The sequence below is a fragment of the Citrobacter sp. JGM124 genome (genome assembly GCF_018257795.1).
GTDB lineage: Bacteria > Pseudomonadota > Gammaproteobacteria > Enterobacterales > Enterobacteriaceae > JGM124.
On the sequence record NZ_JAERJD010000006.1, the window covers coordinates 249,777 to 263,743 of the forward strand.

Below are 13,967 nucleotides of genomic sequence, written 5' to 3' on the forward strand. Positions count from 1 at the left end.
CGCAGACACTCAGGATGGCGATTTCTCAGGCTATGTTGGCAGTTTTGCGTGAGTATCCGGAGGCTTCCTCAGCCAGGATAGATATATCCAACCAAGGAGAGCCTGTATGCTGCAAAATCCCTCACAAAAGTATCAATCACATCCGCCCATTTCCTTGCCCGATCGTCAATGGCCAGACAGGGTTCTCACCAAGGCACCACGCTGGCTCTCCACCGATCTCCGTGATGGTAATCAGGCGCTGGCGGAACCTATGGATAGTGCGCGTAAGTTACGCTTCTGGGAGCAATTAATCGCCTGTGGTTTTAAGGAAATTGAGGTGGCTTTCCCGGCGGCATCTGAGACCGATTTTCAGTTTGTACGGCGATTAATTGAAGAAAATCGCATTCCAGAAGATGTGACAATTCAGGTGTTAACCCAGGCACGCAGTGACTTGATTGAGCGTACATTCGCCTCACTGGAAGGCGCCAAACGTGCCACTGTGCATCTCTATAATGCGACAGCCCCGCTCTTTCGCACACTGGTATTTCGCCAGAGTAAAGAAGAGATAATCCAGTTGGCCGTCAATGCCTCACGCCAGATAAGAACCTTGTGTGAAGAGAAGCCCGGGACACAATGGAACTACGAATACTCGCCGGAAACATTCTGTTTTACTGAACCCGATTTTGCGCTGCAAGTTTGTGAAGCTGTTACCGATGTCTGGGAACCATCGCGCGAAAGACCGATGATCCTCAACCTTCCTGCCACCGTTGAAGTCAACACGCCCAATGTGTACGCGGATCAGATTGAATATTTTTGCCGCCATTTCTCCCGACGTTCTGATGTTTGTATCAGCGTGCATCCTCATAATGACAGGGGTTGTGGTATTGCCGCAGCAGAGCTGGCTATCCTTGCCGGGGCCGACAGAGTCGAAGGCTGCTTGTTTGGCAATGGTGAGCGTACCGGAAACGTCTGTCTGGTCACGCTGGCAATGAACCTCTATAGCCAGGGTATTGATCCGGAGCTTGATTTTAGTGATATCAAAAGCGTGGTGGAGTGTGTCGAACAGTGCAACCAGTTACCTGTTCACCCTCGTCACCCCTATGCCGGTAAACTGGCTTTTACCGCCTTCTCTGGCTCCCATCAGGATGCGATTAAAAAAGGATTCAATGCCCGCGAGTCATCCCCCTCCCCGCGCTGGGAGATGCCTTATTTGCCCGTTGATCCCAAAGATATAGGCTGTACTTATGAGGCCGTCATTCGTGTGAATAGTCAGTCAGGTAAAAGTGGCGCGGCCTGGATGCTCGAACAGAATCATGGACTGGTATTGCCACGGGGTTTGCAGCAAGACTTCAGCCATCATGTCCAGCGCCAGACGGATCGTCACGGGCATGAGATGACGCTAACCGCCTTATGGCAACTATTCCGCGAATTATACGGCCCTCACCCGCTGGCTGAGTATCAGTTACTGGATTATCGCAGTGAAAGTTACGCTGATGGCGCTTTGCAGCTGGTAGCAAAAACGCAAACTCCAGAGGGAATCATCACGTTGCAGGGTAAAGGTAACGGGTTGCTGTCAGCCATGACTGATGGGCTAAAAAGCCACTTTGCTATTACGGTTGGGATAGATCATTACCATGAGCATACACTGGGGCGCCATAGTGAGAGCCGTTCGGCAGCCTATATTCGCTGTATCTTTGCTAATGGAGAAAGCCACTGGGGAGTCGCCGTTGACAACGATATTTCCCGGGCATCACTGCAAGCCTTACTCAATACCCTGCTCCCCATTATTGGGAGCAAAGTAATCACTGGGTGAGACCCCCAGGGTACGGCGAAACATCGCACTGAATGCACCAGGATTTTCGTAACCTAACTCAAGGGCAACCCGGATCACCGACTGCCCTTGGGCAAGCAGACTAAGGGCTTCCATCAGACGAGCCCGCCTTACCCATTCACTGAAAGCCAGGCCAGTCTGCTGACGAAAATGCCGTAGCAATGTTCTTTCACTCACACAGATTTGCTCCGCGGCTTGTGCGGTGGTCCATATGCGCCCCGGATGGGCCTGGATCTGTCGACACAGGGCGAGTAATCCTGCTGACTGAGGTTCCGGTAAATTGAAAGGCAAAACCCCCATCACACGGATTTCATCAAGTATTAATTCATAGATCCGTTCTTCTCGGCTTCCTGCTTGATAACGCTCTGGCAGGATCAGGGCATTGATGATCAACTCTCGCAACAAGGCTGAAACCTGTACAACCTGACAGACTGAAGGCAAATCAGCCCGGGCTAAGGGGTCAATAAATAACGTTCTGGCCGCCACATTTCCTGTCATTTGTAAACGATGACGCGTTCCGGCGGGTAACCAAACCCCTCGACTCGGCGGCACGACCCAATGCCCATGCCCTGTCTCCACACGCACCACACCACTTAATGTATGGAGGAGCTGGGCACAGTCATGGCTATGCCAGGGCTCCTGAGCACCATGAGGGTAATCGCAGGCAAAAGGCACTAAAGGACGCGTCGAAAAATCAAACTGAAGCGAAGTGGACATAGTTATCAGGCTGAGTGGTGGAGGACTTCAGTATAGCAATGGCTGAGGGTTAAAAAGTACCTGAGTAATAACAAAAAGCCGATCCTGAAGATCCACTTTCATAAACAGTAAAAAAGGCTCATGTGGATAACATGAGCCTTATAAACTACGGCACGAAAGACGATTTATGACTAGATATGCAGCTCTTTCAGTGTCTCTTTTGGCAATGCCAGTGCTTCGTTGCTATTGATACTCACGCCGTGCTCAATGATATGACGAGCGATATCCTGCGCCTCTTCCAGGGAGTGCATATGCCAGGTTCCGCACTGATAAACATTCAGCTCAGGGATTTGTTTCTGATCTTTCACCTTCAGGACATCCTGCATGGCCGCAACCCAGGCGTCAGCAACACGTTGCTCTTCAGGCACACCAATCAGGCTCATATAGAAACCCGTACGGCATCCCATTGGCGAGATATCGATAATTTCTACGCCATTACCATTGAGATGATTGCGCATAAAGCCTGCAAACAGGTGCTCCAGTGTATGGATCCCTTTTTCTGGCATCACTTCTTTGTTCGGGATACAGAAACGCAGGTCAAAGACAGTAATGGTGTCGCCGTGAGGCGTATGCATCGTTTTGGCGACACGAACGGCTGGAGCCCCCATACGAGTATGATCAACGGTGAAGCTATCCAACAATGGCATATCATGACCTCCAATGAATGATTTTTTTAAAAATAAATGAAACTATTCTTTCCGGTGCGAGTCTGAATATGTGAAAGACGCGCATTTATTATCATCATCCCTGTATTCAGTGATGAATTTTGGCCACAAGTATGTGGCCTTTTTCTTTTTGAATCAGGCATGTTTTGCAAGCCAGGTTTCAAACGGCTCTTTATCACTGGCCTCAATCGCCTGCTGACGTTCCCAGGAGGCATCACGTTCATTCTGCAGCATTTCGGGTGTCAGAATCTCCAGTGGCTCTGAAATCAGCTCCTGTCGATATTTCGCTGAGAGTTCCCTTCCTGTGCCATCGATACCTTTTTCAATCATTGATTGTAGTATACGTGCAGAATAGGTCAGTGATGGATCATCAAAACAGTTTACCAGCTGGCTACAAACCTGCTGATAATCCTGATTTCCGGCAATACCATCCAGCACTTCCGCCACCCGGGCTAAATCAGCAAATAATCCATGCCCGACTTCCGAAAGAGGGTGCTGGGCCGTTTCACAGCCAATACCAAGTGTCAGACCCGGTTTACGACCTTCAAGGATCACACGATTCCAGTTGACCCGGGTACAAAGCAGTTCTTCACTGCTCATTTCTGGCGCATCCGCCAGGGCACACCAAATCATAAACAGATCAAGAAAACGAATCTGTTGCTCATCAACCCCTATAGCTGAGAATGGGTTAATATCCAGAGATCGCACTTCAATGTATTCGATTCCACCGCGTAACAATGCGTCGGAAGGCGATTCATCATCACGAGTAACACGTTTAGGGCGAATCGGAGCATAGAGCTCATTTTCTATCTGCAGTACATTAGTATTGATCTGCAAATGCCGGCCTTCATGGGTCAGGCCAATTTTGGCATAATCCTCAGATGGTGTTCGGATTGCAGCCTTCAAACCTTTGACATAGGTCTCGAGATTATTGAAGGTAATACCAAGTGCACTTTGGGATTTATTGGTGTAACCAAGGTCACTCAGACGCAGAGAGGTCGCATAAGGCAGGTAATACATACCGCACTTATTTTTTTCAAATGGCAGCGAACTGGGTTTGCCTTGTAAGAAAGAAGAACAAATTGCAGGGGAAGCACCGAACAGATAAGGGATGACCCAACCAAAGCGGTAATAATTACGGATCAAGCGGAAGTAGCCATCAGAGATAGCCTCTTTACCACTCTGAACATCTTTAACACCACATCTGGCTTGCCAGAATGAAAGCGGTAGTGAAAAGTTATAATGCACACCAGAGATGGTCTGCATCAACGCACCATAGCGATTCTTTAAACCTTCACGATAAAGTGTTTTAAGACGTCCTATATTTGAGCGGCCATATTGTGCCAGTTCAATATTCTGTCCGTTGTCAATGTAGCAAGGCATGCTGAGTGGCCACATCCGTTCATCCCCGAGCTCGCGGGCAGTGTAACGGTGGATATCACGCAGGAACGTCAGCATATGATCAATATTGTTATCGACCGGTGTAATAAATTCCAGAAGTGCTTCTGCAAAATCGGTGGTGATCCACTTATGCGATAGTGCAGAACCCAGACTGTCTGGGTGTCTGGTTGTTGCCAGTTTACCATCGGGCGTCACGCGCAGTGTTTCACGCTCCAGGCCACGACCAATACCTGCTACCGCATGAGGATTTTTTTCCAGCCAGGCCAGTGCCTGTGATACATCCGGGATCAAATTGACCTCCAGCCTGTCAAATTCATTGTAATAAGCATATTTTTTGCCGGTTATGAATGTAGATACCACGCCATCAGTGCCACCAGGCAGCGCCCTGGACCGTGACCATCGCGACTACGATATAGCGCAGTGCTTTACCCAGACACAAGAAAAAAACCACGGACCCAATGTTCAAGCGTAACCACCCTGCCAAAAGGCAAAGTAGATCGCCAATAAGCGGCACCCAGCTAAACAAAAGGGTTGCCGGGCCAAAGCGGGTCAACCAATCTTTCGCTTTTCCCTGCCAGCGTGATTGTATACGCTCAGGGAAAAACCGCCCCAGAATAACGTTAGTTATACCCCCAAGGCTATTACCGATTGTTGCTATTAAGATCAAAGCCCATACAGGCCCGGAACCTGTAATCAACAATGCTACTAATACTGCTTCTGAGCTACCGGGTAGTAATGTGGCACTCAGAAAACTGCTGGTAAACAGTGAAGAAAATGACAGCATGTCACTCACAGTACACGCACATCCACTGCATCCATACCTGCTCGATGGGCTGCCTGAATACCAAAATCGGCGTCCTCAAAAACCAGACATTTCTCTGGTGCAATACCCATCAATGCAGCACAACGTAAGAAAGTATCCGGTGCAGGTTTATGATGCTCAACATCATCAGCAGTAACCACTGCGACAAAATACTTTCGTAAGTTAAGACTATCGAGTAAGGATAAAGCAAGACAGCGACTACTGCCGGTACCAACGGACATCGGACGGCGACCATACCACGCTTTGACGACTTCAATCTGGGGTAATGGCTTCACGGAGTCCAGTACAATAGTTCGCAGCACACGATCTTTTTCGTCAGCAAGGTGATAAGGATCGAGCCTGCTATCGTGACGGTCAATAATATCTTGAGCAATACGCCATGCTGGTGAACCGTTCAGGGCAGCCATTGCACTTTCATCATACTCCATACCGTAACGAGCAAGAGTGATATTCCAGGCTTTGTAGTGTGCCGGTTCCGTGTCAAGAAGTGTGCCGTCCATGTCGAAGATCAACCCATCATAGCGTTCGTACATCTTAGCTCTCATATTTAAAATGCAGGGATGCTACTTTATCGTAAACGACGAATATTGTCGCTTCTTGTAACAAGATGATTCTTCATCATCTGACGGATTATTTATGCTCTCATCGTGATTAATACCCAAAAACGGTATAAACGCTAAAACTTGATGGCAGAAAATAAATTGAGCAATGATTGATAAAAAAGATTTTTTAAGAAGATGACTGATTAAACAGATAACGCGAAAGGAGCAAACTTAGAAGGGAAAGTAATGGTGCATCCGGGAGGATTCGAACCTCCGACCGCTCGGTTCGTAGCCGAGTACTCTATCCAGCTGAGCTACGGATGCAAAATGGCGGTGAGGCGGGGATTCGAACCCCGGATGCAGCTATTAACCGCATACTCCCTTAGCAGGGGAGCGCCTTCAGCCTCTCGGCCACCTCACCACACGCCTCTTGCGAGACACACCTCTTACGAGTACTTCGAAGAACTTGTTTCTGCGCTTCGTCGTTGTGTGGCGCACATATTACTTTCCCCGATTTATAAGTCAAACAATTTTTCCAGACTATTGTTCAATTGCACAATTTCAAGTCAATTAGCGCGTTAAGACGGCAAAAAGAGTATTTTATCAACAGACAAGTTTGTATCCGCCCAATTACCCCCGGTAATAAAAACCGTAACGATACGCAAAGATCGCGATAAAAAAGGGGGGGGCATAAAAGCTGAAGTCAGAAAAAAACTGAAAAGTTAGTACGAGGGGGGCAATCACAGCAGAGGAGACGCGCCTCGCAATATTATAAGGCGAGACGCTGTGTGTTTAGAAGTTCGTTTGCTGAGACTTTTCAGCCTGGATACGCTGGTAGATTTCTTCGCGGTGGACGGAAACTTCTTTCGGAGCATTCACACCGATACGAACTTGGTTTCCCTTCACCCCAAGTACTGTCACAGTCACCTCATCCCCAATCATAAGGGTCTCACCAACTCGACGAGTCAGAATTAACATTCTTTGCTCCTTGAAAGATTAAAAGAGTCGGGTCTTTAATAAATCCCGGCATATATCCATCATATAACACCAAAAAGTAAGCAGTGACGGGAATCTCGTCACTGCGTTACATTCCGCTATAAGTAGTTTAGCCGATATATTCTATGACAACCTGACTTTATTGTTATTAATACTGTGTATTTATTACGAATATGCCACAATCTGAGTCAGTTGTGGCATATCTTTACACAGTAATGATGATCATAGTTTTGCTGCTACCCAACTTTCGACCCCTGCTAAAGCACCAGGAAGCGCCTGACTATCAGTGCCTCCGGCCTGGGCCATATCAGGACGACCACCACCTTTTCCGCCTACCTGCTGGGCTATCATGCCCACCAGTTCACCGGCTTTGACTTTATTGGTAACATCTTGAGACACACCAGCAATCAAAGAAACTTTGCCATCGACAACGGTGGCCAGCACAATCACCGCAGTACCCAGTTGGTTTTTCAGGTCATCAACCATGGTACGTAGCATTTTCGGTTCAACATTACTGAGTGTGCTCACCAGCAGCTTAACCCCTTTGACCTCTTTGGCCTTGCTGGAAAGACTGGCACTCTCTTGTGATGCTTGCTGCTCTTTGAGCTGCTGTAACTCTTTTTCCAGCTGACGATTACGTTCCATCATCGCCCGGACTTTATCACCCAGACTCTGGGTGTCGCCTTTCAGCAATAAAGCAATATCATGTAGTCTGTCGCTCTGCTCATGCAAGCTTTCCAGCGCACCTTCACCGGTTACGGCTTCAATACGGCGGACACCTGCCGCGGTACCTGATTCGGCAACGATACGGAACAGACCAATATCCCCGGTGCGGGAAGCATGCGTCCCGCCACACAGTTCTGTGGAGAAGTCCCCCATGCTCAGGACTCTCACGTGGTCCTCATATTTCTCGCCAAACAGAGCCATAGCCCCTTTTGACTTCGCTGCATCCAGATCCATAATCTGTGTCTCAATCGACAAATTCTGACGGATCTGTGCATTGACAATATCTTCTACCGCACGGATTTCAGCAGGCTTCATTGCTTCAGAGTGAGAGAAGTCGAAACGCAGGCCTTTATCGTTTACCAGTGAGCCCTTCTGAGCAACATGGGTGCCAAGAACCTGACGTAGCGCGGCATGCAACAGGTGAGTTGCAGAGTGGTTCAGTCGAATACGGTTACGACGAGCTTCATCAACCTCAGCCAACAACACTTGGCCTACCGCCAGGCTACCAATCACTAATTTGCCTTGATGCCCAATCGCCTGCCCATACTTTTGAGTGTCACTGACCACAAATTGCGTGCCGTTGGCATCCAGAGTACCGGTATCACCCACCTGCCCGCCAGACTCACCGTAGAACGGCGTCTTATCCAGGATAACAACCGCTTCATCGCCCTGATGAATCTGCTCAACGGGCTTACCATCAACAAAGAGAGCACGAACCGTCGCATTAAAGGCGTGGTGGTCATAGCCGTTAAACTCAGAAGCCCCATCCACACGAATCATGGCGTTATAGTCAGCGCCAAAACCGCTGGCGTCACGAGCACGACGACGCTGCTCTTCCATAGCCGCTTCAAAACCAGCCTCATCCACTGTAATATTCCGCTCACGGCACACGTCAGCAGTTAAATCTAACGGGAAACCATAAGTGTCATAGAGACGGAAGGCTGTCTCACCATCAAGCACATTACCTTTCAGGTTAGCCAGTTCGTCATCCAATAGTGTCAAACCACGCTCGAGCGTTCGGGCAAACTGCTCTTCTTCTGTTTTCAGTACTTGCTCTACACGGGCTTGCTGTTCTGCCAGCTCCAGACCGGCATTTCCCATGACCTTAATCAGTGGGCCAACCAGTTTATAGAAGAAAGTCTCTTTGGCACCCAGCATATTACCGTGACGAATAGCGCGGCGAATGATACGACGCAGCACATAGCCACGGTTTTCATTCGATGGCGTAACTCCATCCGCAATCAGGAAAGCACAAGAACGAATATGGTCGGCAATGACGCGCAATGATTTATTCGATAAATCGGTTGCTCCCGTTACCTCGGCAACGGCTTGAATCAGTTTCTTAAACAGATCAATATCGTAGTTAGAGTTCACATGTTGCAGCACTGCAGCAATACGCTCTAATCCCATACCGGTATCGACCGATGGTTTAGGCAACGGCAGCATGGCACCATCAGCCTGACGATTGAACTGCATAAAGACGATATTCCAGATCTCAATATAACGGTCACCGTCTTCTTCAGGGCTGCCCGGTGGGCCTCCCCAAATATGGTCACCGTGATCGAAGAAGATCTCAGTACAGGGGCCACAAGGGCCGGTGTCACCCATCTGCCAGAAGTTATCAGAAGCAAAAGGTGCGCCTTTATTATCCCCAATACGAATAATACGTTCACGCGGTACACCTACCTCTTTTTCCCAAATATCGTAGGCTTCATCATCGGTTTCATAGACGGTTACCCACAGGCGATCTTTTGGCAGATTAAACCATTGTTCCCCTGTCAGTAACTCCCATGCGAAGTTAATGGCATCATTTTTAAAATAATCGCCAAAACTGAAGTTCCCCAACATTTCAAAGAAGGTATGATGACGCGCAGTGTAGCCGACATTTTCCAAATCGTTATGCTTACCACCCGCCCGCACGCAACGCTGTGACGTGGTCGCCCGGGAATAATTACGCTTGTCCAGCCCCAGAAATACATCTTTAAACTGGTTCATCCCGGCGTTAGTGAATAGCAAAGTCGGATCGTTGTGCGGAACCAGGGAGCTACTCGCTACAACCTGATGTCCTTTACTTTGGAAAAAATCGAGAAACGCCTGACGGATCTCAGCGGTGCTCTTGCTCATAAATATCCTGAAATCAAGCTAAAGAAGAGTCATAAACCAGCGCTGGCAGGAATAACTACCCGGCTCAGAACTCGTTTACCTGGAAAAAAGTGGGAATAAGATAAGTTTTCTAGCGAGGGAAGTAAAATACCGTCTGCGCTTAATCAACAAAAATTCAGTAGATATTCTGAATATCTTCCATAAAGAAGCCACGATAAAGCAGAAAACGCTGTACTTTAATCCGTTTTTGCCACTCCTGGGGCAACGGTGCCCCGAACTTACGTTCTGCGGTCTCCAGGGCCAGATTACTCCAGTCAATTTCACAAGCACACATTGCGGCTTCCCGGTTTTCTCTGTCGATCCCTTTCTGTTGTAACGCCTGACGAATGGATTGCGGCCCATAACCCTTGCGGCTTCTACTGGCGATAAATCGCGTAGCAAATTGTCGATCATCCAGCCAGTTCTGCTGATAGCACCAGTCGATAACCTTTTCTATCTCTTCCTGTGAATATTCCGTTTTCTCTTGCTGCTGGCCAGAAGAGGTGAAACGCACGGGCATCGTGAGCTTACGTCTGAGCTCTTGCTCACTGTGATCACGCATGGCAAGAATACGCACAGCACGGTCACATAAACGGGCGAAAACAGTACGGAGAGATGAGATGAGTGGTTCAGGCATAATAGGATAAATCGCGATATGTAATGATTGCAGATAATATCACAGGCTAAATAAGTCACGGCATTCCTGCCATAATTCAGGGAGGTAATTCTGCCTGAAATTTAGCCTGCACGATAAACCGTGGGTTTCATTGTCGTGCTCATACAACAAAGGGGCATAAATGCCCCTTCATCAATGTTTAAAAGATCTTAAAAATCTTCTGATGTTTCAACCGCATTACTGTCATTTTCATCCAGGGTGAAATCTGGCGTCGAATCCTGGTTATTCAATAGTGTGTCACGTAGTGTTTTTTCGATTTCAGCAGCCATTGGCTTGTTTTCTTTCAGGAAATTACTGGCATTGGCTTTACCCTGACCAATTTTTTCACCGTTGTAACTATACCATGCACCTGCTTTTTCGATAATTTTATGCTTAACACCCAGATCCACCAGCTCACCGTAGAAGTTAATCCCTTCCCCGTAGAGAATTTGGAACTCAGCCTGTTTGAAAGGAGCAGCAATTTTATTTTTCACTACTTTAACGCGGGTTTCACTACCAATCACATTATCGCCCTCTTTCACCGCACCAATACGGCGAATATCAAGGCGTACCGACGCGTAGAATTTCAGAGCATTCCCCCCGGTGGTTGTTTCTGGGTTACCAAACATGACACCGATTTTCATACGAATCTGGTTAATAAAAATAAGCAGAGTATTGGACTGCTTCAGGTTACCCGCCAGCTTACGCATTGCCTGGCTCATCATACGAGCAGCCAGCCCCATATGGGAGTCGCCGATTTCCCCTTCAATTTCAGCTTTAGGTGTCAATGCCGCCACGGAGTCAACGATGATAACGTCCACAGCACCGGAACGTGCCAGCGCATCACAAATTTCTAAAGCTTGTTCACCGGTGTCAGGCTGGGAACAAAGCAGGTTATCAATATCAACACCCAATTTTTTGGCATACACAGGGTCCAGCGCGTGCTCTGCATCGATAAACGCACAGGTTTTACCTTCGCGTTGTGCTGCGGCAATAACCTGCAGAGTCAGCGTTGTTTTACCAGAAGATTCCGGACCGTAGATCTCGACGATACGCCCCATTGGTAAACCACCTGCTCCCAGGGCGATGTCTAATGAAAGAGAACCAGTAGAAATAGTTTCTACGTCCATAGAGCGGTCTTCACCCAGACGCATGATGGAGCCTTTACCAAATTGCTTTTCAATTTGGCCAAGTGCTGCCGCTAACGCCTTCTGTTTGTTTTCGTCGATAGCCATTTCTACTCCTGTCATGCAGCATAAAGCGGGGTTCGCTATTCTGCGTTCTCAATACGATATTGTTGGTTTAATTATACTGTACAATCATACAGTATCAAGCTTATTTTTTTAGAAAATCATTCCAGAGTGTTTGCAAAGCAAATTCCGTAGCCTGGCGACGAACCGCGTTACGGTCACCTGCAAACAAGGCTTTTTTGGCACTATGCTGACCTTGATTACTGGCAAACCCGAACCATACCGTACCCACAGGTTTCTCTGGGCTCCCGCCATCAGGCCCGGCAATACCACTGACAGACACCGCATAGTCAGCTTCTGCCGCTTGTAATGCACCTGCGGACATTTCGCGTACGACGGGCTCGCTTACAGCGCCATGGGTTTCCAGCGTCTGGGGCATCACACCTATCAACTGCTGTTTTGCCTGATTGCTGTAGGTGACAAAACCACGTTCAAACCATGCAGAACTGCCCGCAACATCAGTAATGACTTTGGCTATCCAGCCCCCAGTACAAGACTCCGCCGTAGTGACTGTTGCCCCACGCTTTGCTAAAGCCTGCCCTACCTGCTTACTTAGCTCAAACAACTCGTTATCTGTCATGTTGACTCCAATTTTAGGCACATCAGCGACGGGCAGGATAGCATTTTACTTACCCCACTCAGGATTACATTCAGCTGTTCGATACGGATTCCAGAATCTCCAACAACAGAATGTGCGACTTAATAACATCTGCTCTATTGTCCCCTTTCTGACTTATCTTGCCTGGGCAACCGCCTGCCCCAGCTGCCAGACAGCCATCGCATAATGGGTACTATGGTTATAACGGGTAATCGTGTAGAAATTCGGTAAACCATACCAGTACTGGTAGCGATTCCCCATATCAAAACGCAGTAAACTGGCTTCTTTATGAGGACCTAAAGAACTTTGTGGGCTAAGGCCTGACTGCGCTAAAGCCGCCACGCTGTATTTGGTGTTAAAACCATTAGCCAGTCCTGGCACCTGTCCATTCGCCGGGACGGCGACTAATTCCTCTTTCTTCCAGCCATGAGATTTAAAATAGTTAGCCACGCTACCAATGGCATCTTCCGGATCCCACAGATTTGCATGTCCATCATTATTAAAGTCAACCGCATACTCTTTGTAAGAGGAAGGCATAAATTGGCCGTATCCCATCGCCCCGGCAAAGGAACCTTTCAGTGATAAGGGGTCGATTTGCTCTTTCCGCGACATCACCAGGAAGGTTTCGAGCTCACCGGAAAAGTACGCCGCACGACGGGGATAAGCAAAGGAAAGTGTGGCCAGCGCGTCGATAATACGGGTTTTACCCATGACTCGCCCCCAACGGGTTTCTACGCCAATAATACCGACAATGATTTCCGGTGGTACACCGTAAATTCGGTGGGCACGATTGAGAGCCTCTTCGTACTGATTCCAGAATTTTACGCCATTCTGGATATTATCCGGGGTAATAAATTTGCCCCGATACCTTAACCACGCCCCATTAGGCCCGGGAGCTGGCGCGGTGGTCGGTGCCTGCTGATCCATCAGGCGCAGTACATAATCAAGCTTTTTCGTCTGGGAAAGAATCTCGTGCAATTGTTGCCTGTCGAAGCCGTGTTCCTTGACCATTTTATTGATAAATTTTTCTGCCTCAGGATTATAAGCAAAATCACCTGTTGCCATAAAAACATCATGCTCCGGTTGTAACAAAAAACCGCCAGTTTGTGGCGTCACTTCCGCCACAGGTTTGCTGCTGCAGGCAGATAGCATGGCGATAAGGGGAATGAAAGCCAGTGATGAGTAGCGCATCTGATTAGGTATCCGTTTCGTGTTTCAGAAATGTCTCTATGGGAGTGTAATCTTAGCTGTTTGCCTGTTCCGTTTGTACCCTGATACCCCCGCTATTTTTCATGGTGAAGGCACATCATTCAGTTAATAGTCCCTGAGATACGTACTGACAAGACGTCACGGTCCGTTAACGTTTTTCCTGCCAGGGCATAAGGGGCATTCAAAACCCTTTCAGTAACCATTTATAAAACAGAGCACTTTATTATTTCTGTGCGTCCGTCGTTTACCTCTGAAGTGATCACAATATATATCTGAGCTGCTCAGTTCATGCGAATTATCGAATTAGATTGCCGATTTAATTATTAGATAACGCCACATTCTTGTTTAAGAATGGCCCCACTAGGATATTCAAAAAATGTCTGTGAGCAGCTCA

The 13,967-nt window shown here is 48.0% G+C and carries 12 protein-coding genes and 2 tRNA genes; 1 reads left to right on the plus strand and 13 read right to left on the minus strand.

Features of this window, described 5'->3' with window-relative positions:
- Nucleotides 1–106 precede the first annotated feature (106 nt).
- Nucleotides 107–1,792: a 2-isopropylmalate synthase gene (gene leuA / locus JK154_RS10475; protein WP_211992489.1), complete on the plus strand. Its 1,686-nt coding sequence runs from the start codon at nucleotides 107–109 to the stop codon at nucleotides 1,790–1,792.
- Here the strand turns inward: leuA and JK154_RS10480 are convergent.
- The 13 genes from JK154_RS10480 to mltB all read right to left on the minus strand — a co-directional run bounded on the left by JK154_RS10480 (nucleotide 1,742) and on the right by mltB (nucleotide 13,555).
- Entirely contained in the window at nucleotides 1,742–2,527 is a 786-nt protein-coding gene (locus JK154_RS10480) for a helix-turn-helix transcriptional regulator (protein WP_211992490.1), read from the minus strand. The genes leuA and JK154_RS10480 overlap by 51 nt on opposite strands.
- Before the next feature lie 170 nt (nucleotides 2,528–2,697).
- Nucleotides 2,698–3,213 (minus strand): S-ribosylhomocysteine lyase, encoded by a 516-nt coding sequence (gene luxS, locus JK154_RS10485; protein WP_211992491.1) that lies wholly within the window; start codon nucleotides 3,211–3,213, stop codon nucleotides 2,698–2,700.
- 153 nt (nucleotides 3,214–3,366) lie between these two features.
- Nucleotides 3,367–4,923, minus strand: coding sequence for a glutamate--cysteine ligase (gene gshA, locus JK154_RS10490; protein WP_211992542.1), 1,557 nt, complete (start codon nucleotides 4,921–4,923; stop codon nucleotides 3,367–3,369).
- Between the two features lie 73 nt (nucleotides 4,924–4,996).
- Entirely contained in the window at nucleotides 4,997–5,425 is a 429-nt protein-coding gene (locus tag JK154_RS10495) for a YqaA family protein (protein ID WP_211992492.1), read from the minus strand.
- Nucleotides 5,422–5,988, minus strand: coding sequence for a fructose-1-phosphate/6-phosphogluconate phosphatase (gene yqaB, locus JK154_RS10500; RefSeq protein WP_211992493.1), 567 nt, complete (start codon nucleotides 5,986–5,988; stop codon nucleotides 5,422–5,424). The genes JK154_RS10495 and yqaB overlap by 4 nt, the downstream gene beginning before the upstream one ends.
- 256 nt (nucleotides 5,989–6,244) lie before the next feature.
- Nucleotides 6,245–6,321: transfer RNA gene (locus JK154_RS10505), tRNA-Arg, on the minus strand.
- Nucleotides 6,322–6,325: 4 nt separating this feature from the next.
- Nucleotides 6,326–6,418, minus strand: a tRNA-Ser gene (locus tag JK154_RS10510).
- Between the two features lie 371 nt (nucleotides 6,419–6,789).
- The gene (gene csrA, locus JK154_RS10515) at nucleotides 6,790–6,975 is read right to left on the minus strand and encodes a carbon storage regulator CsrA (protein ID WP_008458257.1); all 186 of its coding nucleotides are present in this window, start codon (nucleotides 6,973–6,975) and stop codon (nucleotides 6,790–6,792) included.
- A gap of 240 nt (nucleotides 6,976–7,215) precedes the next feature.
- Nucleotides 7,216–9,843, minus strand: coding sequence for an alanine--tRNA ligase (gene alaS / locus JK154_RS10520; protein ID WP_211992494.1), 2,628 nt, complete (start codon nucleotides 9,841–9,843; stop codon nucleotides 7,216–7,218).
- 154 nt (nucleotides 9,844–9,997) lie between these two features.
- Entirely contained in the window at nucleotides 9,998–10,498 is a 501-nt protein-coding gene (locus JK154_RS10525; RefSeq protein WP_211992495.1) for a regulatory protein RecX, read from the minus strand.
- 188 nt (nucleotides 10,499–10,686) lie between these two features.
- Nucleotides 10,687–11,751 (minus strand): recombinase RecA, encoded by a 1,065-nt coding sequence (recA, locus tag JK154_RS10530; protein WP_211992496.1) that lies wholly within the window; start codon nucleotides 11,749–11,751, stop codon nucleotides 10,687–10,689.
- A 100-nt stretch (nucleotides 11,752–11,851) separates the two neighbouring features.
- Nucleotides 11,852–12,346, minus strand: coding sequence for a nicotinamide-nucleotide amidase (gene pncC / locus JK154_RS10535; RefSeq protein ID WP_211992497.1), 495 nt, complete (start codon nucleotides 12,344–12,346; stop codon nucleotides 11,852–11,854).
- A gap of 153 nt (nucleotides 12,347–12,499) precedes the next feature.
- Complete coding sequence (gene mltB, locus JK154_RS10540) at nucleotides 12,500–13,555, minus strand: lytic murein transglycosylase B (RefSeq protein ID WP_211992498.1); 1,056 nt, start codon at nucleotides 13,553–13,555, stop codon at nucleotides 12,500–12,502.
- Between the last annotated feature and the right edge of the window lie 412 nt (nucleotides 13,556–13,967).